This is a genomic window from Candidatus Eisenbacteria bacterium, from assembly GCA_020847735.1.
GTDB lineage: Bacteria > Eisenbacteria > RBG-16-71-46 > RBG-16-71-46 > RBG-16-71-46 > CAIXRL01.
This window is the reverse complement of the sequence record JADLBL010000006.1, coordinates 161,225-185,302: the sequence shown is the minus strand read 5'-3', so window position 1 is coordinate 185,302 and position 24,078 is coordinate 161,225. Positions and strand designations below refer to the sequence as shown.

The following is a 24,078-nucleotide window of genomic DNA, read 5'->3' as shown; positions in this document are numbered from 1 at the left end:
GGCGATAGCCGGCGTTGACGATCACCTGGTCGGCCTCCTCGAGCCGCGGCTGGCCCGCGACCTCGAGCGCGACGCGGTACTTGTGCGTCGCCGAGTTGTACTCGATGCCCTCGACCTCGGCGCCGCCGACCCAGGTCATCACCGGGTCGCCGCCCGAACGAAGTGCGTGCGCGTTCGCGAACAGCTCCGCGCGGGGGGCGAGCGGGTCGTTCGCGATCTCGCCCGTGAACGCGCCGGTTTCGCGCGTCACCCACGTGATCGTCGTGCCCGGTTCCTCGGCGGCGAGCTGCGCCAGCTCGAGGACGGTCGTGCAGGCGGTCGCGCCGCCGCCGATCACGAGCGTGCGTTTGCCGGCGTATCGGGTGCGCCGCAGTCCGCGCACGTCGTCGCAGTGGTAGCTCATCTGCGGCGCCAGGTAGAGCTCGCCGCGCGCCGGCACGCCTCCGGTGCCCGCCCACGCGGGCGAGCCGCAGGTGCCGGAGGCGTCCAGCACCGCGAAGGCGCGCAGCACGCTCTCGCGCCCGCCGTGGTCGCGCACCAGCAGCCGGAACGGCCGCGCCGCGCGCGAGGCGTCGCCCGGCTGCTCCGCGCGCAGCGTCGCCTGCCGGCCGATCGCCACGACCTGCGCGTGCTCGTGCACGCGGCCCTTCAGCTCCGGCGTCGCGGCGAGCGGCGCGAGTACGCGTCCGGCCAGCTCGGCGCCCGTGGGGCGCGCGTCGGCGGGCGGTGCGCTCCAGCCGTGGCGCGCGAGCAGCCGCGCGCTGGCCGGCCCGACGTTCGCGCCCCACGTGGTGAAGAGCCGCACGTGCCCCCAGGCGATCGGGTGCGCGCCGACCTCGCCGCGCTCGAAGACGTGGACGTCGAACCCGCGCTCGAGCGCCGCGGCCGCGGCTTCGAGCCCGACGGATCCGGCGCCGACGATGGCGAGCGTGTTGCGGGCGGGAACGGGCATGGGGCGGGACTCTCCGGTGGGCGGGTGTTTGGTGCGGCGGTGGAATCTAGCCGCGTGCCTGCGCGCCGCACAAGGCGCGGGCCCCGGTGGAGCCAGCGGCGCCGGACCGCCGGAGCGCTCCTACACTTCCTCGACCTTGGCGATCACCTCGATCAGGCGTTCGCGGTTGCCGAGCAGCGCCCCCGCGTTGCGGTCCAGCGACACCCACCAGGTCGCGGCGGCGGCTGCGAGCATCACGGTCGAAACCGCGATCCCCGCCGGAGCGGCGAACGCGGGCCCGGCGACGCCGCGAGCGGCCCACACGACGCCGAACACGACACCGATGATCGCGGCGACGCCGAGAAACACCACGAGGCCGCCCCAGCCGGAATCGCCGCGCGTGCTCAGCCCGCGGCGGCGTGCGCGCACCGGCCAGCGGATCGAGACCCAGGTGCCGAGCGCGACGACACCGAAGACGACCGCCGCCGCGCCGATCATGGCGACGGAACCGAGGGCGTCCCACTGCGTCCGGCGGAACACGGTCAGAGGCGCGAGGACGAGCGCGAGCTGGACCGTCATGCGGAAGAACACGTCGAGGTTCTTGGCGAGCAGCACGTCGCGCGCGCGGCACGGCAGCAGGAAGAACGAACGCACGCCGGGCCCGTCGTAGCTGAACTGCGTGATCGCGGTGGACGAGAGGCTCGAGCTGAGCAGCAGCAGCACGAACACCGGCCCCTCGGTGCGGCCCATCTTGCGGGTGAACAGCAGCATCAGCAGCACGAGCGGGGTGAGGAAGAGGGCGAGGAGCCGCTGCGGGCTGGTGAGCGAATAGCGCAGCTCGCGCGCGACGAGCAGTCCGACGCCGCGCGGGAGAATGCCCGGCAGCAGGGCCACGCTGCCCCGCGACGACGGACGCTTCGCCGGGCCGGAACCGCCCGAGCTTTCGCCGGCGCGCGCCGTGTGCCGCATCAGCCGCGCGCCGGGCGAGATCAGGACCGCCGCGAGCACGACGGTGCCGGCGAGGCCGGCGAGCAGCCGCAGCGGCGAGCCGTCGAGCGCTCCGGTCGCGATCGCGCCGGGCCAGCCCACGGTCGGCAGCTTCGCGAGGTAGCCGGCGAGCAGGCCGACCAGCTGTTCGGGATCGAGCGGCTGTCCCGTGAGGCGCGCGATCAGGCGCTGCGCCGTGCCGCGGACGGTCAGCTGGAAGAGCAGGAAGGTGAGGGAGAACAGCGCGATCGCGAGGTAGCGCACCCACTCGCGGCGCATGACCTCGTCGAGGACCGCGAGCAGCAACTGCAGCAGCGCCGAAGTCACCAGCGTCACGAGCAGCCCCGCGGCCAGCGTGGCCACGCCCGGCCCCGCTCCCGCGCGCATGAACGCGCCGGCCGCGGCGGCGAGAACGGCCGGCAGGGTCATCAGGCAGACCGGCTCGAGGCAGGAGGCGAGGATGTTGGTCGCGTAGACGGACTCGGCCCGCAGCGGGTAGCGCGTCAGCCGGTCGAGGTCGAACGGCCGGCCCATGGCGCCGAGCAGCATGCCGAAGTAGATCCAGGCGACCTGGCTGGCGCCGAACACGAGCAGCGCGGCGGGGGCTCCGAACTTGAGGACGCCTCCGAAGGCCAGCAGCGCGCCGCCGAACCAGAACGGCGAGAACGCCAGCGCGAGCATCACGTTGAGGCCGATGGCGCCCCAGCGGTTCGAGACGGACGAAGCGCGCAGGAACAGGGTCCAGCGCAGCCAGGCGAGCAGCCGCAGCGTCCTCACGAGGCGGGGCCGCCTCCCGGGGCGCCGCCGGCGGCCGCCGCCTCCGGTCCGCCCGTCAGCCAGTCGAGGCCGGCGCCGACGTCGCCGCGCTCGGCGCCGACCACGTCCAGGAACAGCTCCTCGAGCGAGCGGGTCACGCCGTCGGCGCCGCGGCGCAGTTCGTCGAGCGAGCCGTCCACGACCAGCCGGCCCCTGGCGATGATGCCGACGTGGCTGCAGAGCCGTTCGACCACTTCGAGAACGTGGGAGGTGAGGAACACCGTCACGCGCCGGTGGGCGACGAGCCTGCGCAGCAGCTCGCGCAGCTCGTGGGTGGCGATCGCGTCCACGCCCTCGAACGGCTCGTCCAGGAACAGCACCCGCGGCTCGTGGATGAGCGCGCACGAAAGCGCCAGCTTCTTGCGCATGCCGTGCGAGTAGCCCGACACCTGCTTGCGCGCCGAGCCGGTGAGATCCATGGCCTCGAGCAGCTCGTGCGCGCGGCGCCGGGCCTCGGCCGGGGCGAGGCCATGGATCTCGCCCACGAAGCGCAGGTGCTCCTCGCCGTTCAGCCGCTCGAACAGGTGCAGGCCGTCGGGCACGACGCCGATGCGGCGCTTGACCTCGAGGTCCTGCGAGGCGACGTCGAAGCCCATGACGCTCGCGCGCCCCGAGCTCGGCGCGAGCAGGCCGGTGAGAATGTTGATCGTCGTGGACTTGCCGGCGCCGTTGGGCCCGAGAAAGCCGTAGAAGGAACCTTCCGGCACCTGCAGCGAGAGTCGGTCCACGGCGGTCTGCGCGCCGAAGGTGCGGGTCAACTCGAATGTTTCGATGGCGAAGGACATCGCGGCTCCGTGCGGTGGGTGGGAGCCGGAACCATACCGCAGGCGCCTGCGCGGGCGCGGCCGGAACGCACGGGCCGACCACGCGGACGCGACGAACGCGGTGTTCGCGGCCCGCGGCCGGCTCGCGGCGGAGTCCCCGCTAGCGCGGCAGCTCGCGCGGCGCCGTCGTGGCCACGACCGCGCCGTCGCGCAGCGCGAGCACGCGCCACAGGAGCGGGCCCGCGGGCAGCGAGGCGGGATCGAGCACCAGCGAATCGCCCTGCGGCACCTCGCGGGTGGCGACCGCGTCGAGCCCGCTCAGCAGCTCGACGCGGTACGCGGTCGCACCCGCGGCCGGCCGCCACGCCAGCACCACGCGGCCCTGCGCGTCGCGCGACGCGGCGCGGCTGACGAACGCGCCGGCGGACGACTCGGGAGAGAGGGAGCGCAGGTTGCCCGGACCCTGAACCAGCAGTCGCGGCACCACCACCGCCGCGCCCGCCACGATCGCGACGCCGGCGGCGGCCAGCGCCCAGCGCGGCAGGCCGCCTTCGCGCCGGCGTGCCGCGCGCGGCAGCTCGAGCACGGCGCCGTGCGTGTGCGCAGCCTCGGCCCGGGCGCGCGCGAGGGCCGAAGCCGCGACGCGCGACACCTCGCCCTCGTCCTGCGGGTCGAGCGGGTGGATTTCGAGGAACGCGTCGTGTTCGAGCAGCCAGGCGCGCGTGCGCGGATCCCTGGCCGCCTCGATGCGGCGCGGATCCTCGGCGGGCAGGGCCGCCAGCTCGAGCAGTCGGCGCTCCTCCCGGGATTCGTTCATGGCCGCTCCTCCTTTCGCGCCCTGCCGAGCTTTGCCCGCAGTTTGCGCCGCGCCGTCTGCAGCACGCCGCGCGCTCCGGTGCTGCCGCGGATGCCGGCGAGGCGCGTCACCTCCTCCACCGGGAGCCCCTCCCAGTAGCGCAGCATCACCGCCAGCTTCTCCTCCTCGTCGAGCGACTCCTCGATCGCGGAACGCAGGCCCTCGTCCTCGAGGCCGCGTGCGAGCTGCTGCTCGGGGCCGTCGGTATCGGCGGCGATTCCCTCCAGCACCTCGTCGGGCTCCCACCTGGGGCCGCGGCGCCGGATCTCGCTGATGCAGCGAAAGCGCGTGATGGTGAACAGCCAGCCGGGAAAGCGGGCCGGGTCCTCGATCGAGGGCAGGCTGCGGTAGGCGTTCAACAGCACCTCCTGCATCGCGTCCAGGGCCAGCTCGCGATCGCCGAGCTGGCGCCGGCACCACTGGAACACACGGCCCTGCCAGCGACGAAGCAAGCGGTCCGCCGCATCGAGCGCGGCCGGATCCTGCGGCCGTCGCCGGGCGACCCGCACGAGCTCGTCGTCGGAGGTTCCGTCGTCGTCGAGGGTGTCCATCGGTGTAGTCGCGGCTCCGGGGTCGGAGGTCACAGACCATCCTGCGGCGCGCCGCAGGATGCCACGCGTTGCGCGCGCCTGTCAGCCGCCCGCTTCAGAAGCCCGGAATGGGCAGGGACCTGCGGGCCAGCTGGATGCGGCTGCCCGGGTCGCCCACCAGCGTGAAGGCCGCCCAGTCGTAAGGGCCGGCGCCCCCGGCGCGCAGCCGCGCCCGGGCCCGGACGAGGGCGGTGCCCGCGTCGGGTGCGCGTTCGGCCTCCTCGTAGAAGGCGGTCGCGAACCGCCGCGCGGCCCGATCGTTCACGGGCCAGAGCGTCGCGATCACGGCCCGCGCCCCGGCGCACAGCAGCGCGGCGCTCAGGCCCTCCATGCCGCCGGTTCCGCCCGAGGAGCCGCCGGCCGTCTCGCAGGCCGAAAGCACCACCAACTCGGCGCGCAGCGGGCGCATGAGCAGGTCGCGGGCGCGCACGGGATCGCCGGGGGCGAGGGCGAGCGACGAACGCCAGGGCGAGATCGGATCGAAGGCGGCGTGCGCGGCGACGTGCACGACCGGCGCCGCGGCCATGGCGCGCAGCGCCGTCTCGTCGTCGCGCGGCGGATCGAGCACGCGCACGCCGCGGTAGCGCGCCTCGAGCCAGCGGACCTCCGCGAGCGCGCCGGGCAGCGTGCGACCGCCGGGTCCGCGGGGATTCGCGAACGCGAGCAGCGCGGGCTCCCGCCGGCGCGCGGTGGGGCGCGAGCGCGCGAGCGCGAGCAGAGACGCCGAGGGCGCGCGCGCCAGCACGTGCGTCACGCCGAGCGGCGCGTCCGCGCCGCCGGGCCCGAGCGGCAGGCGCAGCGCCTCGAACGGTGTCCGCTGGAGCGGCCCCGAGGGCACCACGATCACGCTGCCGCAGCGGCGCAGCAGCGGGACGAGCGGGCCGAGCAGCCCGGCGCCCGCCTGCGAAAGCATCCGCTCGAGCGTCGCGGGCTCGAGCGGCGGCACGGCGGCCAGCGCGTCGCGCAGCAGCCCGGTGTCGCGCGCGAGCGCCGCGTCTCCCGCGAGCGGCACGCAGGCGGCGGTGTCGCGCGTGACCGCCAGCAGCCAGCCGCCTTCGCGCCCGGTCCAGGCGAGCAGCAGCAGCTCACGGGGCCGAAGCACCGAACGCTGCGCCTGTTCGAGCGTCACGGCGGGAAGCGGCGCGGCGCGGCCGCCGGGGCCGGCCGCGAGCTCGAGCAGCAGCGAGGAGCGCAAACGCTCGAAGGCCGCGAAGGCGCCGGCGATGTGGTCGCGCCGGCGTCCACCGTCCCGGTCCAGTTCGACCTCGCCCCAGGTCGCGCCCAGCGCGATCGGGTTACCGAGGTGGGTCCGCCATTCGAGACCCGTGACGTCGGATCCCTGCCGCCGCAGCGCCAGCTCCGCCCGCCGAAGGTGCTCGCGCGCTTCGGCGAGGCGTCCCGTACGCGCCGCCACGAGCGCCAGCACGCGTTCGGCGCCGAGATCGTCCCGCGCGAGGCCCGAAGTCCGCAGGGCCGACAACGTGCGCTGCGCGATCGTCCGCGCGGCCGCCAGCGAATCGGCGTGCAGCGCCGCGAAGGCGCCCGCCTGCAGCAGATCCCGCTCGAGCGCGGGCGGCAGACGCCCGGACAGCTCCGCGGCCGCCCGCCGGTAGAGCGCGAGAGCGGCCGCGGCGCTGTCGCGGGCGAACAGGGTGCGCACGAGTCCCGAGAGGCACTGCGCGCGCAGTCCGGTGTCGCCATGCTCGAGGAGCGCGAGCGCCGCCCGGTACTGGCGCGCCGCGGCGTCCGTCCGGCCGCGCTTGAGCTCGAGCAGCGCGATGCGCGAACGCACGCGGGCGATGCCGTCGGCGGATCCGGCGCGCTCGACCCGCGCGAGCAGCGAATCGGCCAGGGCGAGCGCGTCGTCGGCGCGGCCGAGATCGGAGAGCGCCAGCAGGACGTTGACGGTCGCCGAGACCGTGGTTTCGAGGTCGCCGGCGGACTGCGCCACGAGCGCCGCCCTGCGCCAGGATTCGAGCGCCGCTTCGGGATCGCCGTCCAGGTAAACGTGCGACGCGAGGTTGTTCCAGGCCGACGCCGCGCCGCGCGCCTGGTGCGCCAGCTCCGCGCGCACCGCCGCGCGCCGGAACAACGCCCGGGCGGAGTCGCGCGGGCCGCTCACCTCGTAGGAGCGTCCCAGGCCCAGGAGCGCTTCGCAGGCGCCGAACTCGTCCCGCTGCCGGTCGAACATCGGCAGGGCGCGCCGGTACCCCCGGATGGCCTCCGCGGCCCGACCCGCCCGCAGCGCGGCGAACGCCGCCGAAAGCCGCAGGTAGGCCTCCGCGCGGTGGTCGCCCAGCGCGAGCGCCGCGGGCAGCGTCGCGCGGGCGAGCGAGCCGCCCTCGGCGAGCCCGCCGGTGCTGTTGAGGGCGAAGGCGAGCCACTGCGACGACTGCACCCAGCGCGTCGAGTCGCGGAGCGCACGGGCCCGTGCACGCGCGTCGCGCAGCGGCGGAATGGCGCGGGCGTAGTGGCCGAACCAGGCCAGCCGCGCGCCCAGCTCGAACTGCGCCGCGACGCGCAGCGTGTCGTCCCCCGCGGCCAGCGCCCGCTCGGCCAGCGCCGCGAGGGCGACGTAGCCCGAGTCCTCGGCGCCGCGGGCGAACAGCGCGCCGGCCGGCGCGAACTGCCCGACCACCCGCGCGGGCAGAGGTCGCGGCTCGGCGCCCGCCGGAGCCGCGCCGCCCGACGCCGCGGCGGCCGCGAGCACGCCGAGCAGCACGGACCGCAGGGAGCATCGTGGCCCCGCGGCGGCCCCGCGGACGGCGACTCCGGCGCGGCTCACGCGGGGCATTGCAGCTCCGCGACGATCGGGGCGTGGTCGCTCGCGAGGCCCGCGCCGTCGAGACCGTGAATCGTCCGGCCCGAGCCGCCGCGCCAGCCGCGGCCGCAGATCCAGTCGAGGCGCAGCGCGCCGCGGTGCACGGCCCACTCGAGCATGGCGTTCGCCGGGCCGCGAAGCAGCGGCGGAAGAGCCTGGATCTCCTCGAGCCGCTCCTTTCGCACCTGCAGCGTGGGCGCGAAGTCGTTGAACGGCTCCCACACGAAGCCCGCCTCGCGCAGCACGTCGAACAGCGGTTCGTGCGCGAAGCCGCGGTCCGGGCGCAGCAGCCGCCGGCGCAGCATCCCGCCGGGCATCGCCATCAGCGCCGCCGCGCCGTGCAGGGCCGAGTGCCACAGGCCGCGGTCGAAGGTGTGCGTGTTGTAGTCGCCCGCAAGCACGACCGGCCGCCGCTCGTGCGCGAGCGCCGCCAGGATGCGGCGCACCTGCACGGCGCGGTGATTGCGCGTGCGATGCACCTCGAGGTGAGCGGCCACCGCGACGAACGGCCGCTCCGGATGCACGACCTCGACGGCCAGCGCGACGTGGCGGCCGATCATGCGCTCGATGTCGAACTGGATCCGGCGCGGGCTCGGCAGCTCGATGACGCGCGCCTCGCCGAGCGGCCAGCGCGACAGCACCGCGATGCCGAACAGGCCTTCCTCGTTGGCGCGCCCGGACGCCATGCGCTCGTCGTCGTCGCGCCCGAGCGTCGTCTCGAGGAACAGCGGCGCCCACGCCGCGTGCAGACCGAGCGCCGCCGCGAGGTCGAAGGCGACGTCGCGGTTGCCGGCGCGCGCGCAGCCGAGGTCCACCTCCTCGAGGGTGACGAGGTCGGCCCCGGCCAGCCCGGGGTGCGAACGCAGCGCCTGCTCGACCTGCGGGTACCAGTTGCCGTGCTCGATGTTCCACTGCGCGTGCGTGACGGCGCCGGCGGCGCGGGCGGGCGCCGGCGCGCGCGGGGGCTCGAAGCGCCGCACGGTGCGCAGCAGCCGTTCGAATCGCGGGCGCAGCTCCTGCCAGGCGGGCGCGCCACGCAGCGCCTCGATCGTGGCGAAGGGCCGCACCGCCGCGGCGAGCGCGAGGCACTCCGCCCGGTACTCGGGATCGCGTGGACTCACGGGGCAAAGGCTAGCCCGACCTATTCATGAACCGTGAGCCGAAAGTGACGGATGCCCGTGAAGCGCAAGGAGCAGGGCTGGCCAGCGACGCAGTCGTGTCGGTGACACGTCGAGGAAGCTGGCCAGCCCTGCGACGCAGCGATTCGCGGGCAGCCGTCACTTGCAGGCCATGGGCTCATGAATAGGTCGGGCTAGAGGAGGACGCGGCGTCGCGCACGTGGCGCGCCCCGGCGCCGGGCCGGCGGACCGCCGGCCGCCGGCTGGCGGGGCATGAAGCCGCCGGGCTAGACTCCCGGCCTCGCAGCCCCCCGCATCCGACCGGCCGCACCGGCACCCGGCCGCCGCAAAGGCACAGACGACCCATGAACCGACCCCGCACCTTCGGCGAGCTCAAGGCCGGCGGTTACCGCCCCCGTTCCGTGAAGGACGAGCTGCGCGCCAACGTGATCGCGCGCCTGCGCTCCGGCGGGCCGCTGTTCCCCGGCATCGTCGGCTACGAGCAGACCGTCGAGCCGCAGGTCGTGAACGCGATCCTGTCGCGCCACGACTTCATCCTGCTCGGCCTGCGCGGCCAGGCGAAGACGCGCCTGCTGCGCTCGCTCGTTCAGTTCCTCGACGAGTGGATTCCGGCGCTCGAGGGCTGCCCGCTCAACAGCGACCCGTTCCGCCCGCTCACGCACCACGCCCGCCAGCTTCTCGAGGTGCACGGCGAGGAGGCGCCGCTCCACTGGATCCATCGCGACGCGCGCTACCAGGAGAAGCTCGCGACGCCGGACGTGACGATCGCCGACCTGATCGGCGACATCGACCCGATCAAGGCGGCGACGCTCCGGCTCGACTACTCCGACGAGCGCGTCATCCACTACGGCATCATTCCGCGCACGAACCGCGGGATCTTCGCGATCAACGAGCTGCCCGACCTGCAGCCGCGCATCCAGGTCGGGCTGCTGAACATCCTCGAGGAGAAGGATTTCCAGATCCGCGGCTTTCCGGTCCGCATTCCGCTCGACGTGGCGATGGTCTTCAGCGCCAATCCCGAGGACTACACCAACCGCGGCAACATCATCACGCCGCTGCGCGACCGCATCAATTCGCAGATCGTCACGCACTACCCGCAGACCCGCGAGCAGGGCGTCGCGATCACACGCCAGGAGGCGTGGACCGAGCGCGCCGCCGGCGTCGAGGTCGCGATCCCGTCGTTCATGCGCGACCTGGTCGAGGAGGTCGCGATCCAGGCGCGCAAGAGCGAGTACGTGGACCAGAACTCGGGCGTCTCGGCGCGCCTGCCGATCGCGCTGCTCGAAAACCTGGTGAGCAACGCCGAGCGGCGCGCGCTGGCGACCGGCGAGAAGCGCGTGACCACCCGCGTGTGCGACCTGCAGCACGCGGTGAGCGCGGTGAGCGGCAAGGTCGAACTGGTGCTCGAGGGCGAGCAGGAGGGCGCGCAGAACGTGGCGCGGGCGCTGCTCGGCCGCGGGGTCAAGGCGGTCTTCAACCAGACGTTCCCCGACGCCTTCAAGCCGCGCCGCACGCGTGGCCGCGGCGCCAGCGCGCCGCCGGCGGACGACGACGAGACGCGCGCGAACGTCGAGTACCGCCCGGTGCTCGAATGGTTCGCGGGCGGCGAACACCTGGCCATCGCCGACGACCTGCCGGCCGCCGACTACGCGGCCGAGTTGCGGCGTGTGAAGGGACTGGCCGAACTGGCGGCCAAGTACCTGCACCCGGCGAATCCCGAGGAACACGCGGTGGCGATGGAGCTGGTGCTCGAGGGCCTGCACCAGAGTTCGATGCTCTCGCGCGAGCGCACCGACGCCGCCCGCACCGAGTACAAGGACATGCTGAAGAGCATGCTTTCGGGGCTCGGCGACGACTGAGGCTCCGGAACCGGGCCCGCGGGTTCCGCCGCCGGCCGACCCGAGGCGCGTCGTGCGCGAGGGCTACGACCGCGCCTCGCACGCCTACCGCGGCGACGACGCCGACCTCGAGATGTCGGGCTACGGCCACTGGCTGCGGCGGCTCGCCGCGCGAGTGCCCGAGGGCGAGCGTGTGCTCGACCTGGGCTGCGGCAACGGCGTGCCGGCGACGCGCGAGATGGCGCGGCGCTGGGCCGTGACCGGCGTGGACCTCTCGCCGGTCCAGATCGGGCGGGCTCGCGCGCTCGTGCCGGCGGCGACGTTCCTTTGCGCCGACATGACGAACGTCGAGTTCGCGGCCGGCGTGTTCGGGGCGGTCGTCGCGTTCTTCTCGATCATCAACGTGCCGGTCCGCGAGCAGCCGGCGCTGTTCGCGCGCGTCGCCCGCTGGCTCGCGCCCGGCGGCTGGCTGCTCGCCACCGTGGGCCGCGATCCGTGGACGGGGATCGAGCCCGATTTTCGCGGTGCCGGTGTTCCGATGTACTGGAGCCACGCCGACGTCGCGAGCTACCGGCGCTGGCTCGGCGAGGCGGGGTTCGCGATCGCGGAGGAGGGCCGCCAGCCGAAGGAGGGCGTGCCCGGCTACGCGGTCGTGATCGCGCGGCGCGAGGCGCCGACGCGCGCCGCGCCGGCCGCCTGAGCCGGCCGCGGCCGGCTCAGGCGACGCGTGCGCGACCGGCGACCCGCCGCACCGGCACGCGATCCGCGTGGCCACGCCGCTCCCGCCCGGGCGGATCCGGAGCCCGACTTTGGCGCGGCCGCCAGGCATGGCATCATCGCGTCCGTTGCGCGCCGCAAGGTCCTCCCGCCTCCCGGAGAGCAGAGCAGCATGCGTTTCGACTACACCCGCTGGCGCGGGCCGCGCCCCGACGACCTCGAGCACCTGCGGCAGCTCATGGAGATCTACCGCAACCTGCTGCTGCAGACGGGCGGCGACGTGGACGAGGCGCTGCGCTGGATGGAGCGCTTCGGCCGGGAGTACGGCTTCTTCGACGACCGGTTCGGCGTCGAGGAGTTCAAGAAGCTTCTGGAGGAATCGGGCGAGGCGCAGCGCACCGCCGGCGGCTTCGAGATGACGCCGCGCGGCGAGCGCCGCATCCGCCAGGATTCGCTGAACGAGATCTTTTCGACGCTGCGCGCGGGCGGTGCGGGCGACCACCGCGTGCCCGCGGCCGGCAAGGGCGGCGAGCGGCTGTCGGAGACGCGCGCCTGGCAGTTCGGCGACGACCTCGCGAACCTCGATCCGCTCGGCTCGGTCGGCAACGCGGTCAAGCGCGGCGGCATTGACGAGCTGTCGGTGACCGAGGATGACCTCGAGGTCTTCGAGACCGAGCACGCCTCGGCGTGCGCGACGGTGCTGATGGTGGACATCAGCCACTCGATGATCCTTTACGGCGAGGACCGCATCACGCCGGCCAAGAAGATCGCGCTCGCGCTCACGCAGCTCATCCAGTCGCGCTACCCCAAGGACACGCTCGACGTCGTGCTGTTCGGGGACGACGCCGCGCAGGTGCCGCTGCGCGACCTGGTGCGCATCCAGGCGGGCCCCTACCACACGAACACGAAGGCCGGGCTGCAGCTCGCGCAGCGCATCCTCGGCGGACGCAAGGGCGTCAACAAGCAGATCTTCATGATCACCGACGGCAAGCCGAGCGCGATCCGCGAGCACGGGCGGCTGTACAAGAACCCGTTCGGGCTCGATCCGAAGATCGTCAACAAGACGCTCGAGGAGGCCGCGTTCCTGCGCCGCAGGGGCATCACGATCACCACGTTCATGCTGGCGGCCGACCCGGCGCTGCTCGATTTCGTGCGGCGGCTCACCGAACTGAACCACGGCCGCATCTACGAGACCGACCCGAACAACCTCGGCGCCTACGTGTTCCGCGACTTCGTGCGCAACCGGCGCAAGCGCCTGCACTGACGGCGCCCCGGGCGCGGTCCGGGCCTGATGCCGAATCCGGCGAAGTCCATTAGACTGCGCGTCGTTTCCCGCCCCGGGCGATGCGTTCCCCGCGTCCGCGGCGCCCCACCCATCGGAGAAGCCATGAAGCGCATCGCCGTCCTGTCTTCGCTCGCCGCCGCGATCCTCCTCACGCTGTCGTCCGCGCCGGCGCGCGCCGACGTCCGCCTCGGCCTCAAGGCCGGCATCGTCACCTCGCAGCTCGGCTCGAGCCTCGGCGACCTCAAGTGGCGGAGCGGCGCCGGCGGCGGCGCCTCGCTCGCCCTCGGGCTGACGCCGAACCTCGAGCTGGTGCCCGAGCTGCTGTGGCTGCGCAAGGGCTCGACGTTCACCGAGAACGACGTGGTCATCGGCGGCGTCAGCTTCGGCACCGTGCGCACGGGCATTGATCTCGACTACGTCACGATTCCCGTGCTGCTTCGCCTGCGCACCTCCTCGCCCGGGCCGGTCAACTTCATGCTCGTCGCGGGGCCGACCGTCAGCTTCAAGATGGACGAAAAGCTCGGGGTCTCGGGGCTCGCGAACTATTCGCTGGGCAGCAACCAGGTCGAGACGTTCGACTACGGGATCGCCGGCGGCGCCGGGCTGCTCGGCAGGGCGGCCGGTCTGCAATGGACGATCGAAGGCCGCTACGAGCAGGGCCTCGCCGACGTCTCGAAGCTGCCGTTCGGGCCCGAGCTCAAGAACGGCAGCGTGCAGGTCCTCGCCGGGCTGGAGTTCCCGATTCTCTGAGCGTACGCGGCGCGCGGCGCCGCACGGCCTGCTGGAGTCCGACCATGACACCCTCGTTGTCGCGTCGCGCCGCTTCGATGCCCGCTTCGCCGATTCGCCGGCTCGCGCCGTACGCGGTGGACGCGCGACGGCGCGGCGTGACCGTGCACGGCCTCAACATCGGCCAGCCGGACATCCCGACGCCGAAGGAGATTCTCGAGCGCTACCGCACGTTCCCGGAGGGCCATGTGCCGTACGGGCCGTCGCAGGGCCTGCCCGAGTTCCTCGAGGCGCTGCGCGGCTACTACGGCGGGCTCGGCGTGAAGCTGGCGGTCGAGGATCTGTTCGTGACCACGGCGGGCAGCGAGGCGCTGCTCTTCACGCTCGCCGCGCTGTGCGATGCGGGCGACCAGGTGCTGGTGTTCGAGCCGTTCTACACGAACTACAACGGTTTCGCGGCCCTGCTCGGGGTCGAGGCCGCGCCCGTCACCACCCGCGCCGAGGACGGCTATCACCTGCCCGGGCGTGCCGCGATCGAGGCGAGGATCGGCCCGCGCACGAAGGCGATCCTCATCTGTTCGCCGAACAATCCGACCGGCACCGTCTATTCGGACGCCGAGATCGAGCTGCTCGCCGCGATCTGCCGCGAACGCGGCCTGTACCTCGTGGCGGACGAGGTCTACCGCGAGTTCACCTATGGCGGGAAGAAGCACCGCTCGGTGCTGACGCTCGAGGGCCTCGAGCAGCAGGTGATCGTCGTGGACTCGGTCTCGAAGCGCTATTCGCTGTGCGGCGCGCGGCTCGGCAACATCGTCAGCCGCAACCGCGCGTTCATGGACGCGGTGCTGCGCATGGGCCAGGCGCGGCTCTGCCCGCCGACCGTCGAGCAGTGGGCGTGCTGCGGCCTGACCGACGTGCCGGCCTCGTACACGCAGGGCGTGATCGCCGAGTACACGAAGCGCCGCGACACCGTCGCCGCCGCGCTGGCGAGAATGCCGGGCGTGCTCGCGCGAACGCCCGAGGGCGCGTTCTACTCGTGCGCGCGGCTGCCGGTGGACGACGCCAACGCGTTCGCGATCTTCCTGCTGCAGGATTTCGCGCTGGACGGCGAGACGGTCATGGTCGCGCCGCTCGACGGCTTCTACGCGACGCCCGGCCTCGGGCGCGACGAGGTGCGGATCGCCTACGTGCTCGAGGTGCCGCGCCTCGAGCGCGCCATGCGCATCCTCGCGGCCGCGCTCGCGGCGTACCCGGCGAAGGTGGGCTGACGCCGGAGCGCCGCCCTTCAGGCTCCCGCGGCCGGCGCCTGCGCCGGCCTTCCGGGGCGCTTCATCACGCGGGTGCGCCCGAGCAAGCGCTCGTTCGCCTGCTCGCTCGCCGACGGCCCGCGTGTCGCGCGACGGCCTGGACTTCATGCCTCCGGTCTTCGCCAGCAAGCGCTGAACGGACTTCGAGGAGCATCCGTCCGCCTCAGCGCGGCCTGGTAGGTTTCGCCTGCCCGCACCAGGCGCAGAAACTCCAAGCACCCAGCAGGTATCAACGGATGTGCAGTAGCGAATCCCTGGCCCATGCGGTTGCCCTTCCTGACGGCGCGAACAATGGACTGCACGCCGTTATGGTGCGAGGGCGCCTTGAAGCCGCCGGGTCAACTCCGCACGGCGGAGAGGACATCGATTGGGGGCCGGGAACATCGAAGGCCCCCGCCTTGCGCGAAAGGCCATGGATCGGTGCTTTCGACGACGCGGAGGCCTTCGTATTCCCTACCTTCGAAGGGAACTACGGCTAGTGCGGAAGCTTTGGATCGGGGTCACCCTCCCCACCGCCTCCCGCAGGGCAGGTGCCGGAGTAGGCAAGAACGATATTGAGGTTGGTGTAGGACTGACCGTCAACGTCCGGGGTCGTGATGCCCGTGCCGCCGCCGATGCAGATGTATCCGTTGCAGCAAGGCAAGTTGTTCGTGCAGTATCCGTTGTACGTGTTGCCGTACGTATTGAAGCACCAGTTGCCGGCCCATCCTCCCGGCACCAGGGGTGTGGCTTGGGTGTAGCTCCAGTACCCTGATCCATCCGTCGACGTGCAGGTCAGGATGCTGTTGTTGCTGTTGTTCGATCCACAGCTTGCTCCCAGCCGAAGCGCAACCGTCACGTTCACGCCGGCAACACCCTGGTTGTTGCAGTCGAGCACCCGACCGCTGAACGTAGTGGCGGCCCGGGCTGACGGTGACAAGGCGAAGCTGCCAAACAGGCAGAGCGCCGCGACGAGTCGAGTGAGAGAGTTCATGCCATTTCCTCCTTGTGTTGACGTTCGGGCACACCGTGCCCTGCGGCGGGGGAGAAGGAGTAAGGCGTACTGCAAATGAAACGGGCAAAAGCCAAACCTCGACACATGCCTGGGGTGCCACAAGCACATTCACAAGTCAATACTCTTCCTCGTCAACAACCGTGTTCGAGACTGGCTAGTGCGTCGATACTGTTCTTCGTCTCGCTCTGCATCCGGCTTGCACTCTGCTTCCGTATCCAAAGCTCCGTGCTGGGTGGAACGCTGGCTGCCGATTCACAGAGCTACTGGGATTGGGCGACACAGTTACTCCAGAGTTCCCGGCAGACCGGGCCGTTCTTCCTGGCACCCCTCTACCCCTATGCCCTCGCCGGGGTTCGGAGAGTGCTCGGAGACAGCTGGCTGGCGGTCGTATGCCTACAGGCGATTGGCGGAAGCCTGGGGGTCGCCCTGCTTGGTGACGTGGCGCGCAAGCTCTCCTCTCCGGTGATCGGCGGAGTCGTGGGGCTTGTCGTGGCCTGCTTCGCGCCGCTGATTCTGCATGACAACCTTATCCTGTCGGAGTCCTTGCTCTTCCTGCTTGGCGCCTGCTGGGTGTGGATTGCGACGTGGGACGCTGAGAATGGACGTCGCCTCGGCAAGTATGTGGTATTGGGAGTCCTGACTGGACTGCTCGCGATCGGAAGGGGAACTCAGCTTGTCCTACTCCTTGCCCTTCCCTTCGGCCTGAGCTCAAGAGCGTCCCGGCTTGCGGGAACGGCGCTCGCGGCGGTGGTCGCGCTGCTTGTTGTCGCCCCGGTGACGCTTCACAACTACCGTGCGTGTCACGAGCTCATACCCACGACATACAGCGCTGGGTACAACATGGCTGTTGGGTTTGGCCCTGGCGCCACCGGGGGCTTCGCACCGCCGACGGGTACCGGACTCACGATGCGGACGCCCGGAGCCGGACTCGTCGGAGGCGCAGAATGGGACGGGCGCGAAGAGATCCAGCGAAGAACGGGTCGGGCTCTCACGCCTCAGGAGAGTTCGCGATACTGGGGCAGCGTCGCGCTCGCGGCCATCCGGGAAGATCCTGTCCGGGCGCTCAGGCTTGCGGGTCTGAAGATCCTGATGCTGTTCAATCGTCACGAATATCCGCAGATCGAGAACCTCCACACCTATGAACAGCTGCTCGGTCCAGTGGGCCTGCCCAGCGAACTCGTCATCCCCCTGCTGGTCTGTCTCTCGGTGGTCGGGGCATTGGCTCGCGGCCAGGCGCCAGTGGTTCGGCTCCTGATCGCCGAGCTGCTGCTCCAGGTGAGCGTCCTCGTCCCCTTCTTCGTGACTGACCGTTACCGCCTTCACCTGATTCCACCTCTACTGAGTCTTGGTGCGGTGGGCGCCCAGGTACTCGTGGATTCGCTGCGGCGACATGACCGCCGGCAACTTCGTCGTGCGATTCCCGCATGCGTGGTCGGACTCGCGCTGTCGACCATGCCCCTTCCAAGCCTGGGACCAACGCGCGAGTCCTGGGGTATTGCGATGGACATCGGCGAACGAGCGTTTCGCGCGGGTCGCTATGATCTGGCGATCCAGCAGTTGGAGGACGCCGCGGAGATCGAGGCACGTTCCGGCCGGGGCTGGAGTCGCAGTACGGCAATGACCGCGCCGCTGACTGTGCATGCCATGACCCTCGGCCGGGCGCTACTCGAGTCGGGACAACCAGAGCGAGCACATGAGTGGTTTCTGCGGGCTCGAAGGTTGTCGCCGGGACTACCGGGGATTGCGGAGTGGATCGGACGCACGACGAAGCAGCGATCCGAGATGCTTCCACTCCGCGAGCGCGCGATCAGGGCGGCCCAGATGGGTCGGTATGCAGAGGCTGAGAGCCTGTTCGTTCGCATGAGCCGTGTGCCCGATCCAACGTTCTTCGCTTGGGGCGCCCTCGTGCGGCTCCAATGTCAGACCGGACGCGTCGGTGAAGCTCGCCAGTCGTTCGACGCTGCGGTTCGCTTGGGCTGGAGCGGATCCGCGAAGATGCTTCATGAGGCGCTTGTACTCGAGCTCGAGAATCACGACAGCGAAGCACGTCGCGTGCTCGCAAGGGTTGACGAGGCCGAGGTGCGCAGTGATCCCACGCTGAGCGACCTGAGGAGAGTCATTCGGGATCTGATGGACCGCCGTGCGGCCCGGCAGGTCGTGGAAGTCCCAGGTCAATGAACTGGAGTTCCCCCGGTTCGGTGGACGGGTGAACTCTGCGGTTGATCGGGGGGGCCGCGCGCTGCGCCTCTACCCGCGCTTCGTGGTCATCAACCGCAAGGCGAAGCCGCAGCGGAACCACGAGCGCGTCAACTGCGCCCGCGGCGACGCCGAGAACCGGATCAAGGAGCTGATCGACCTGAGTTCCGGAGCGTCACGGCCAGTTCGACCTCGAACTTCGAATTCATGAATAACCCGGGTTAGCGCCGGAGCACCGCCCCTCAGGCTCACGCGGCCGGCGCCTGCGCCGGCCTTCCGGGGCGCTTCAGCGCCACGTACAGTCCGCCGGCGACGAGGAAGCCGACGAACCAAGCGTAGTCGTACAGCGGGCGCAGCGGCGCGTACACGAGTCCGCCCCAGGCGAGCGCGCAGCCGGCGAGCGTCGAGATCACCGCCGGCAGGCTCCAGCCGCCGTATTCGCCCTTCGGCAGGTAGAGATCGGTCAGGCTGAGGTTCTTCTTCCGCACGATCCAGTAGTCGGCGATCAGCACGCCGGCGATCGAGCCGAGCCCGCCCGAGTAGCCGACGAGCCAGGCGAAGATGTAGCCCTTCGGGTCGGCCAGCAGCCGCCACGGCTGCATGGCGATGCCGAGCAGCCCGGTGATGAGCCCGCCGGTCTTGAACGAGATCCAGCGCGGCAGCGCGTTGGCGAAATCGTTGGCGGGCGAGACGACGTTGGCGGCGATGTTCACGGCCAGCGTCGCGATCACGACCGAGAACATCGCGAAGCCGACGACCAGCGGATCGGAGAAGCGTCCGACCAGTTTGACCGGATCCCAGATCGGCTCACCGTACAGGATGGCGCTCGCGCTGGTGATGAGCACGCCCATCGCCGCGAACAGGAACATGGTCGTGGGCAGCGCGACGGCCTGTCCGACCACCTGCTCGCGCTGGCTGCGTCCGAAGCGCGTGAAGTCGGGCATGTTCAGCGACAGCGTCGCCCAGAAGCCGATCATCGCGGTCAGCGACGGCACGAACACCGGCAGGAACTCGTGCAGCGTGTGGAACCTTCCGGGTTGCGAGAGCAGCGGCCCGAACCCGTGGGCCGCCTTCACCGCCCACACGAGCAGCACCGCGGTCACCACCAGCACGTAGGGCGCCGCCCAGTTCTCGACCACGCGCAGCACGCTCATGCCGCGGTAGATGATTCCGACGTTGAGTCCCCAGAAGAGCAGAAAGCTCAGCCACTCCGTGCCCGTGTGGCCGGCGAAGCCGGGACCGAGCAGGCCCTTCCAGCCGGGCACGACCACGACGAAGAACGTCTGCAGCGCCTCGCCGCCGATCCACGCCTGGATGCCGAACCAGCCGCAGGCGACGATGGCGCGCATCAGCGCCGGCAGGTTGGAGCCGGCGGTGCCGTAGGCGGCGCGCGCGAACACGGGGAAGGGGATGCCGTACTTCGTTCCCGGGTGGGAGTTCAGCAGGATGGGCACGAGCACGATCGTGTTGCCGAGCAGGATGGTGATGAGCGCCTGCCACCAGTTCATGCCCTGCGCCATGAGCCCCGACGCCAGCATGTAGGTCGGGATGCAGTGCGCCATCGAGATCCACAGCGCCGCGTAGTTGTAGGTCGTCCAGGTGCGCTGGTAGATCGGGACGGGGGCGAGGTCGCGGTTGTACAGCGGACTGCCGGCGATGACCGCTTCGTAGATGATCTCGACGCGGCCGTCGGGCAGCTCGCGCTGGTTCGACTGCATGCGGACCTCCGGAGGAAGAGCGCTCGCGGCGGCGCGCCCGGGCGCCCGCCGCCGGGTCGGATCAGCCGTGCAGGCCGCCGGGCACCTTGTCGGTGCCCTTCGCGATGCGGTCGTTCCAGCTCTCGAACGGCTTGCCGCGTGTGTCGTCCACCATGGTGATGCAGCCGGGCACCGGGCAGACGTGCGAGCACAGGTTGCAGCCGGTGCACTCGTCCCAGTCCACCCACGTCACCTTGATCCCGGTCTCCTTCGCACGCGCGTTGGCCGCTTCGCGCGACGGCGCGCGGTGGCCGGCGGGCAGCGGGTGCTCGCCGATGTGAATGCAGTTCACCGACGAGTCGCGGCAGGCGACCAGGCACAGGTCGCAGCCGATGCACTTCTTCGGGTCCACGGCGGCGGCGACTTTGTAGTTGAGGTCGAGATCGCCCCATTCGGAGTAGGCGGGCACGGCGAGGCCGCGCAGCTCGTTCACCGACTTCATGCCCTTCTCGTCGAGGAAGTTCGAGAGACCGTCGATCATGTCCCCGACGATGCGGAACCCGTAGTGCATCACCGCCGTGCACACCTGGACGCTCGTGCAGCCGAGGGCGATGAACTCCGCGGCGTCGCGCCAGGTGGCGATGCCGCCGATGCCCGAGATCGGCACGGAGACGCGCGGGTCGCGGGCGAGGGCCGCGACCATGTGCAGCGCGATGGGCTTGACCGCCGGCCCGCAGTAGCCGCCGTTGGTCGAGCGCGCGCCGACGACGGGGTGGGGCACCATGCGGTCGAGGTCCACGCCGACGATGCTCTTGATCGTGTTGATGAGGCTCAGGCCGTGCGCGCCGGCCTCGGCCGCCGCGACTCCGGGCACGGTGATGTCGCCGATGTTGGGCGTGAGCTTGACGAGCACCGGCAGCTTGGAGAACTCGACCGCCCAGCCCGCGACGATCTTGAGCACCTCGGGTTCCTGCCCGACCGCCGAGCCCATGCCGCGCTCGCACATGCCGTGCGGGCAGCCGAAGTTCAGCTCCAGCCCGTCGGCGCCCGTGTCCTCGACGCGGTGGATGATCTCGCGCCAGTCGTCCCTCGACTCGACCATCAGCGAGACGATCACCGCGTGCTTCGGGTAGCGCCGCTTGCACTCGCGGATCTCGCGCAGGTTCACCTCGAGCGGCCGGTCGGTGATGAGCTCGATGTTGCTGAAGCCGGCCATGCGCTCGTTGCCGACCGAGATCGCGCCGAAGCGGCTCGAGGTGTCCACGATCGGCTCGCCGAGCGTCTTCCAGACCGCGCCGCCCCAGCCGTGGTCGAACGCCCGCATGATCTGCTCGCCGGTGTTGGTCGGCGGGGCGCTCGCGAGCCAGAACGGATTCGGGGCGGAGATGCCGGCGAAGTTGATGGACAGGTCGGCCATGGGCCCTGGCTCCGTTCTATTCGTGCCCGGCGCGCATGGGCGAGCCGGTGCGGATCTCGATGCCGAGCGCCGCGCAGATGCCGCGCGCGGCGCGTTTGCCGTCCTGTACCGCGGTTACGACCAGCTCGCCGCCGCGCATGGCGTCGCCGCCGGCGAACACCTTGGGGTGGCCGGTCGCGCCGGTCTTCGCGTCGGCGACGAGCGACCCGCGTTCGTCGAGCCGCACGCCCGGGAAGCAGTCGGCGATCCGCCGCAGGCGCGCCTGGCCGATCGCGACGACGGCGAAGTCGCAGCGGTGCGTCTCACCGGACTGGAGCGCAACGCCCGTCAGCGCGCCCCTGTCGTCCCGCTCGAAGCGGACCGGCACCGCCTTCTCGGCGAGCACGACGCCCTCGAGCCGCGCGTGCTCCAGCTCGTGCGCGTAACCGCTCATGTCCTTCGTCGAGCGCCGGTACAGCATGGTCACCGACGGCACGCCCAGGCCGGCGAGCTCGCGGGCCACGTCAATGGCGGTGTTGCCGCCGCCGATCACGATCGCGCGCTGCACGCCGGCGAGCTGCTCACCGGCCCGCAGCTTCATCCGTTCGATCCAGTCCACCGCGCCGAGGACGCCGGGGCCGTCCTCGCCGGGCACGCCGAGCTTCGTGTCGGCGCCGAGGCCGGGCCCGAGGAACACCGCGTCGAACTCGCGCACCAGCGCCTCGGCGGTCGGCCCGGGCACGACCTCGACGCCGGTGCGGATTTCGACGCCGAGCGAGCGCACGAACTCCACCTCGGCGAGCGCGTCCTCGGCCGGCATCTTGTAGGGCGCGACCCCGGAGGTGTTGAGCCCGCCGGCGCGCGGCCGCTTCTCGTAGATCGTGACGGCGACGCCCTCGAGCGTCAGGTACGCGGCGCAGGCGAGCGACGCCGGCCCGGCGCCGACGCACGCGACGCGCCGGCCGTTGGCGGGCGCCCGCGAGAGCAGCGCGCCGGAGCGGCCGGCGCGCAGCGCGGACTCGGTCGCGTAGCGCTGGAGCCGGCCGATCAGGATGGGCGGGTCGCGGTGCCAGGCGTTGTAGACGCATGCCCCTTCGCACAGCACCTCGACGGGGCAGACGCGCGCGCACGAGTAGCCGAGCACGTTCGCCGACAGGATCGTGCGCGCGGCGCCGTTCACGTCGTCGTTGGCGATCCGGCGGATGAAGGTCGGCACGTCAATGCCGGTCGGGCAGGCCGCGATGCACGGCGCGTCGTGGCAGTACAGGCAGCGGTTCGCCTCGACGACCGCCTCGGCCGGCGTGAACAGGGGCTTGGCGTCGGGCAGGGCGCGTTCGAGGCGGTCTTCCGGAAGCGGCGGCGGCGTGGGATTCACGCGCGGTCCTTTCGGTGAGGGGCGGATCGCGGGAGCCGCCCGAAAACCGCGGCCGTCACGCGCGGGCCTCCCGATCCGGAGCGAAGTGCGAGGGTTTGCGCGCGATGAAACGGCCCGCGCCGCGCGTGGTCGTGAGCCGGCTGCCGTCCCAGACGGTGCGGCCGCCGGAAATCGTGCGCGCGATGCGGCCCCGCACCGGGAACCCTTCGAACACGCTGCGGTCGGCGTTCGAATGGTGCGTCCGCGCGCTCAGCTCGCGTTCGCCCTCGGGGTCGAGCAGGACGATGTCCGCGTCCATGCCGACCGCGATCGCCCCCTTCTTCGCCAGCCCGAAGATGCGGGCCGGGGCGGCGCTGCCCAGCTCGACCAGCCGCTGTAGGTCGAAGTGCCCGCCGCGGACGCCGTGCGTGTAAAGGAGCAGCAGGCGGTCCTCGATGCCGGCGGCGCCGTTGGGGATCTTCGTGAAGTCGCCGACGCCCGCTTTCTTCTGCTCGTGCGTGAACGGGCAGTGGTCCGTGCCGACCGAGTCGAGCATGCGGTTCGACAGCCCGCTCCACAGCGCGTGGTGATGGCCGAGGTGCGCGGGCCGGATCGGCGGGCTCATGACGAACGCCGAGCCGCCGAAGTCGGGCTGATCGAACACCGAGTCGTCGAGCAGCAGGTACTGCGGGCAGGTCTCGCCGTAGCAGCGCTGCCCGGCCAGCTTCGCGCGCTCGAGCGCGCGCACCGACTCGCGACAGGTCATGTGCACGATGTACGCGGTCGCGCCGTGCAGGCGGGCCATCGCCAGCGCCCGCCCGGTGGCTTCGCCCTCGACGAGGCTCGGGCGCGACACCGGATGGAACTCGGGGCCCGTGCATCCCTTCGCGAGCAGCTCGCGCTGCAGGTGCCAGACCGCGTCGCCGTTCTCGGCGTGCACCGTGACGACGGCGCCGAGCTTCGCGGCCTCGCGCATGACGCAGTAGAGCGCGGCGTCGTCCACCATGATCGCGCCCTTGTAGGCCATGAACACCTTGAAGCTGGTGATGCCGTGCTCCTGCACGACCGCGCGCATCTCGTCGGCGCTGTTGTCGCCCCACGAGGTGATCGCCATGTGGTAGGTGTGGTCCACGGCCGCCTTCGCCGACTTCCGCCGCCAGGCCGCGAGCGCCGTGAGCATGGACTCGCCCGGCGCGGGAATGCAGAAGTCTATGAAGCAGGTCGTGCCGCCCGCCGCGCCCGAGGCTCCGCCGACTTCGAAATCGTCGGCGCTCACCGTGCCCATGAAGGGCAGCTCCATGTGCACGTGCGGATCAATGAAGCCCGGCAGGACCAGCTGCCCCGCGGCGTCCACGGTTTCGTCGCCGGTCCGGGGCTCGAGCCGGCCGGCCAGGTCGGTGATGACGCCGCCGTCCACCCGCACGTCCGCCATGAAGCGTTCGCCGGCGTTCACGACCTCGCCGTTGCGAATCAGGAGACCCATGCTGCCACCTCCGATGAGGAGGCCGCGGTCACCGGGCGGCGGACGGCCCGGCTCCGGTCCTCGCGAACTCCGTATGGCTCGAAGCCGGCCAAGTCGGGGCTCGCGGGACCCGTGTCTCCCGGCAGTCTGGCGTCGCTGCCGTGCGCGTGCGCCGTGATGCGGGCGCATCGCCTTGTCC

At 71.7% G+C, this 24,078-nt stretch carries 18 protein-coding genes; 6 read left to right on the top strand and 12 right to left on the bottom strand.

The annotated features are described in order from the left end of the window. The 7 genes from IT347_03280 to IT347_03250 all read right to left on the bottom strand — a co-directional run. Positions 1 to 952 (bottom strand): flavoprotein (locus tag IT347_03280; GenBank protein MCC6348598.1); only part of this gene is annotated, 952 nt, incomplete at its 3' end. 120 nt (positions 953 to 1,072) lie between these two features. Then, positions 1,073 to 2,695, bottom strand: a complete 1,623-nt coding sequence (locus tag IT347_03275) for a hypothetical protein (GenBank protein ID MCC6348597.1) — start codon at positions 2,693 to 2,695, stop codon at positions 1,073 to 1,075. Continuing rightward, the gene (locus IT347_03270) at positions 2,692 to 3,519 is read right to left on the bottom strand and encodes an ABC transporter ATP-binding protein (protein MCC6348596.1); all 828 of its coding nucleotides are present in this window, start codon (positions 3,517 to 3,519) and stop codon (positions 2,692 to 2,694) included. The genes IT347_03275 and IT347_03270 overlap by 4 nt, the downstream gene beginning before the upstream one ends. A 139-nt stretch (positions 3,520 to 3,658) precedes the next feature. Then, positions 3,659 to 4,315, bottom strand: a complete 657-nt coding sequence (locus tag IT347_03265) for a hypothetical protein (protein MCC6348595.1) — start codon at positions 4,313 to 4,315, stop codon at positions 3,659 to 3,661. After that, positions 4,312 to 4,905, bottom strand: coding sequence for a sigma-70 family RNA polymerase sigma factor (locus IT347_03260; protein MCC6348594.1), 594 nt, complete (start codon positions 4,903 to 4,905; stop codon positions 4,312 to 4,314). Before IT347_03260 ends, IT347_03265 begins: the two co-directional genes overlap by 4 nt. Before the next feature lie 94 nt (positions 4,906 to 4,999). Continuing rightward, complete coding sequence (locus IT347_03255) at positions 5,000 to 7,738, bottom strand: CHAT domain-containing protein (protein MCC6348593.1); 2,739 nt, start codon at positions 7,736 to 7,738, stop codon at positions 5,000 to 5,002. Further along, a complete protein-coding gene (locus IT347_03250; GenBank protein MCC6348592.1) occupies positions 7,726 to 8,886 on the bottom strand; it encodes an endonuclease/exonuclease/phosphatase family protein in 1,161 nt (386 codons plus the stop codon). The genes IT347_03255 and IT347_03250 overlap by 13 nt, the downstream gene beginning before the upstream one ends. A 362-nt stretch (positions 8,887 to 9,248) precedes the next feature. Here IT347_03250 and IT347_03245 point away from each other — a divergent pair, with 362 nt between their 5' ends. The 5 genes from IT347_03245 to IT347_03225 all read left to right on the top strand — a co-directional run bounded on the left by IT347_03245 (position 9,249) and on the right by IT347_03225 (position 14,741). Next, on the top strand, positions 9,249 to 10,763 hold the full coding sequence (locus IT347_03245) for a magnesium chelatase (protein MCC6348591.1): 1,515 nt from the start codon (positions 9,249 to 9,251) through the stop codon (positions 10,761 to 10,763). 112 nt (positions 10,764 to 10,875) lie between these two features. Beyond that, positions 10,876 to 11,442 carry a class I SAM-dependent methyltransferase gene (locus tag IT347_03240; protein MCC6348590.1) on the top strand — a complete coding sequence of 189 codons (567 nt, stop codon included), beginning with the start codon at positions 10,876 to 10,878 and terminating at the stop codon, positions 11,440 to 11,442. A gap of 189 nt (positions 11,443 to 11,631) precedes the next feature. Next, positions 11,632 to 12,723 carry a VWA domain-containing protein gene (locus IT347_03235; protein ID MCC6348589.1) on the top strand — a complete coding sequence of 364 codons (1,092 nt, stop codon included), beginning with the start codon at positions 11,632 to 11,634 and terminating at the stop codon, positions 12,721 to 12,723. A gap of 123 nt (positions 12,724 to 12,846) precedes the next feature. Next, the gene (locus tag IT347_03230; GenBank protein ID MCC6348588.1) at positions 12,847 to 13,494 is read left to right on the top strand and encodes a PorT family protein; all 648 of its coding nucleotides are present in this window, start codon (positions 12,847 to 12,849) and stop codon (positions 13,492 to 13,494) included. A gap of 44 nt (positions 13,495 to 13,538) precedes the next feature. Beyond that, positions 13,539 to 14,741, top strand: a complete 1,203-nt coding sequence (locus tag IT347_03225; protein MCC6348587.1) for a pyridoxal phosphate-dependent aminotransferase — start codon at positions 13,539 to 13,541, stop codon at positions 14,739 to 14,741. A 514-nt stretch (positions 14,742 to 15,255) separates the two neighbouring features. Here the strand turns inward: IT347_03225 and IT347_03220 are convergent. Next, on the bottom strand, positions 15,256 to 15,753 hold the full coding sequence (locus IT347_03220) for a hypothetical protein (GenBank protein MCC6348586.1): 498 nt from the start codon (positions 15,751 to 15,753) through the stop codon (positions 15,256 to 15,258). A 246-nt stretch (positions 15,754 to 15,999) separates the two neighbouring features. On the opposite strand from IT347_03220, the gene IT347_03215 reads away from it, so the two are divergent. Beyond that, a complete protein-coding gene (locus tag IT347_03215; protein MCC6348585.1) occupies positions 16,000 to 17,952 on the top strand; it encodes a tetratricopeptide repeat protein in 1,953 nt (650 codons plus the stop codon). 266 nt (positions 17,953 to 18,218) lie between these two features. On the opposite strand, the gene IT347_03210 is transcribed toward IT347_03215, so the two are convergent. The 4 genes from IT347_03210 to hydA all read right to left on the bottom strand — a co-directional run bounded on the left by IT347_03210 (position 18,219) and on the right by hydA (position 23,900). Then, positions 18,219 to 19,688 carry an NCS1 family nucleobase:cation symporter-1 gene (locus IT347_03210; GenBank protein ID MCC6348584.1) on the bottom strand — a complete coding sequence of 490 codons (1,470 nt, stop codon included), beginning with the start codon at positions 19,686 to 19,688 and terminating at the stop codon, positions 18,219 to 18,221. A 61-nt stretch (positions 19,689 to 19,749) separates the two neighbouring features. Further along, positions 19,750 to 21,084, bottom strand: a complete 1,335-nt coding sequence (gene preA, locus IT347_03205; protein MCC6348583.1) for an NAD-dependent dihydropyrimidine dehydrogenase subunit PreA — start codon at positions 21,082 to 21,084, stop codon at positions 19,750 to 19,752. A 16-nt stretch (positions 21,085 to 21,100) separates the two neighbouring features. Then, complete coding sequence (locus IT347_03200) at positions 21,101 to 22,390, bottom strand: FAD-dependent oxidoreductase (protein MCC6348582.1); 1,290 nt, start codon at positions 22,388 to 22,390, stop codon at positions 21,101 to 21,103. A 103-nt stretch (positions 22,391 to 22,493) separates the two neighbouring features. Further along, positions 22,494 to 23,900 carry a dihydropyrimidinase gene (gene hydA / locus IT347_03195; GenBank protein MCC6348581.1) on the bottom strand — a complete coding sequence of 469 codons (1,407 nt, stop codon included), beginning with the start codon at positions 23,898 to 23,900 and terminating at the stop codon, positions 22,494 to 22,496. Positions 23,901 to 24,078 lie beyond the last annotated feature (178 nt).

Bases quoted from the DNA above. Each gene is read 5' to 3' on its own strand.
- IT347_03230 (MCC6348588.1), top strand. From the start codon at position 12,847: ATGAAGCGCATCGCCGTCCTGTCTTCGCTCGCCGCCGCGATCCTCCTC.
- IT347_03265 (MCC6348595.1), bottom strand. From the start codon at position 4,315: ATGAACGAATCCCGGGAGGAGCGCCGACTGCTCGAGCTGGCGGCCCTG.
- IT347_03225 (MCC6348587.1), top strand. From the start codon at position 13,539: ATGACACCCTCGTTGTCGCGTCGCGCCGCTTCGATGCCCGCTTCGCCG.
- IT347_03235 (MCC6348589.1), top strand. From the start codon at position 11,632: ATGCGTTTCGACTACACCCGCTGGCGCGGGCCGCGCCCCGACGACCTC.
- preA (MCC6348583.1), bottom strand. From the start codon at position 21,084: ATGGCCGACCTGTCCATCAACTTCGCCGGCATCTCCGCCCCGAATCCG.
- IT347_03255 (MCC6348593.1), bottom strand. From the start codon at position 7,738: ATGCCCCGCGTGAGCCGCGCCGGAGTCGCCGTCCGCGGGGCCGCCGCG.
- IT347_03210 (MCC6348584.1), bottom strand. From the start codon at position 19,688: ATGCAGTCGAACCAGCGCGAGCTGCCCGACGGCCGCGTCGAGATCATC.
- IT347_03270 (MCC6348596.1), bottom strand. From the start codon at position 3,519: ATGTCCTTCGCCATCGAAACATTCGAGTTGACCCGCACCTTCGGCGCG.
- hydA (MCC6348581.1), bottom strand. From the start codon at position 23,900: ATGGGTCTCCTGATTCGCAACGGCGAGGTCGTGAACGCCGGCGAACGC.
- IT347_03220 (MCC6348586.1), bottom strand. From the start codon at position 15,753: ATGAACTCTCTCACTCGACTCGTCGCGGCGCTCTGCCTGTTTGGCAGC.
- IT347_03260 (MCC6348594.1), bottom strand. From the start codon at position 4,905: ATGGACACCCTCGACGACGACGGAACCTCCGACGACGAGCTCGTGCGG.
- IT347_03245 (MCC6348591.1), top strand. From the start codon at position 9,249: ATGAACCGACCCCGCACCTTCGGCGAGCTCAAGGCCGGCGGTTACCGC.
- IT347_03240 (MCC6348590.1), top strand. From the start codon at position 10,876: ATGTCGGGCTACGGCCACTGGCTGCGGCGGCTCGCCGCGCGAGTGCCC.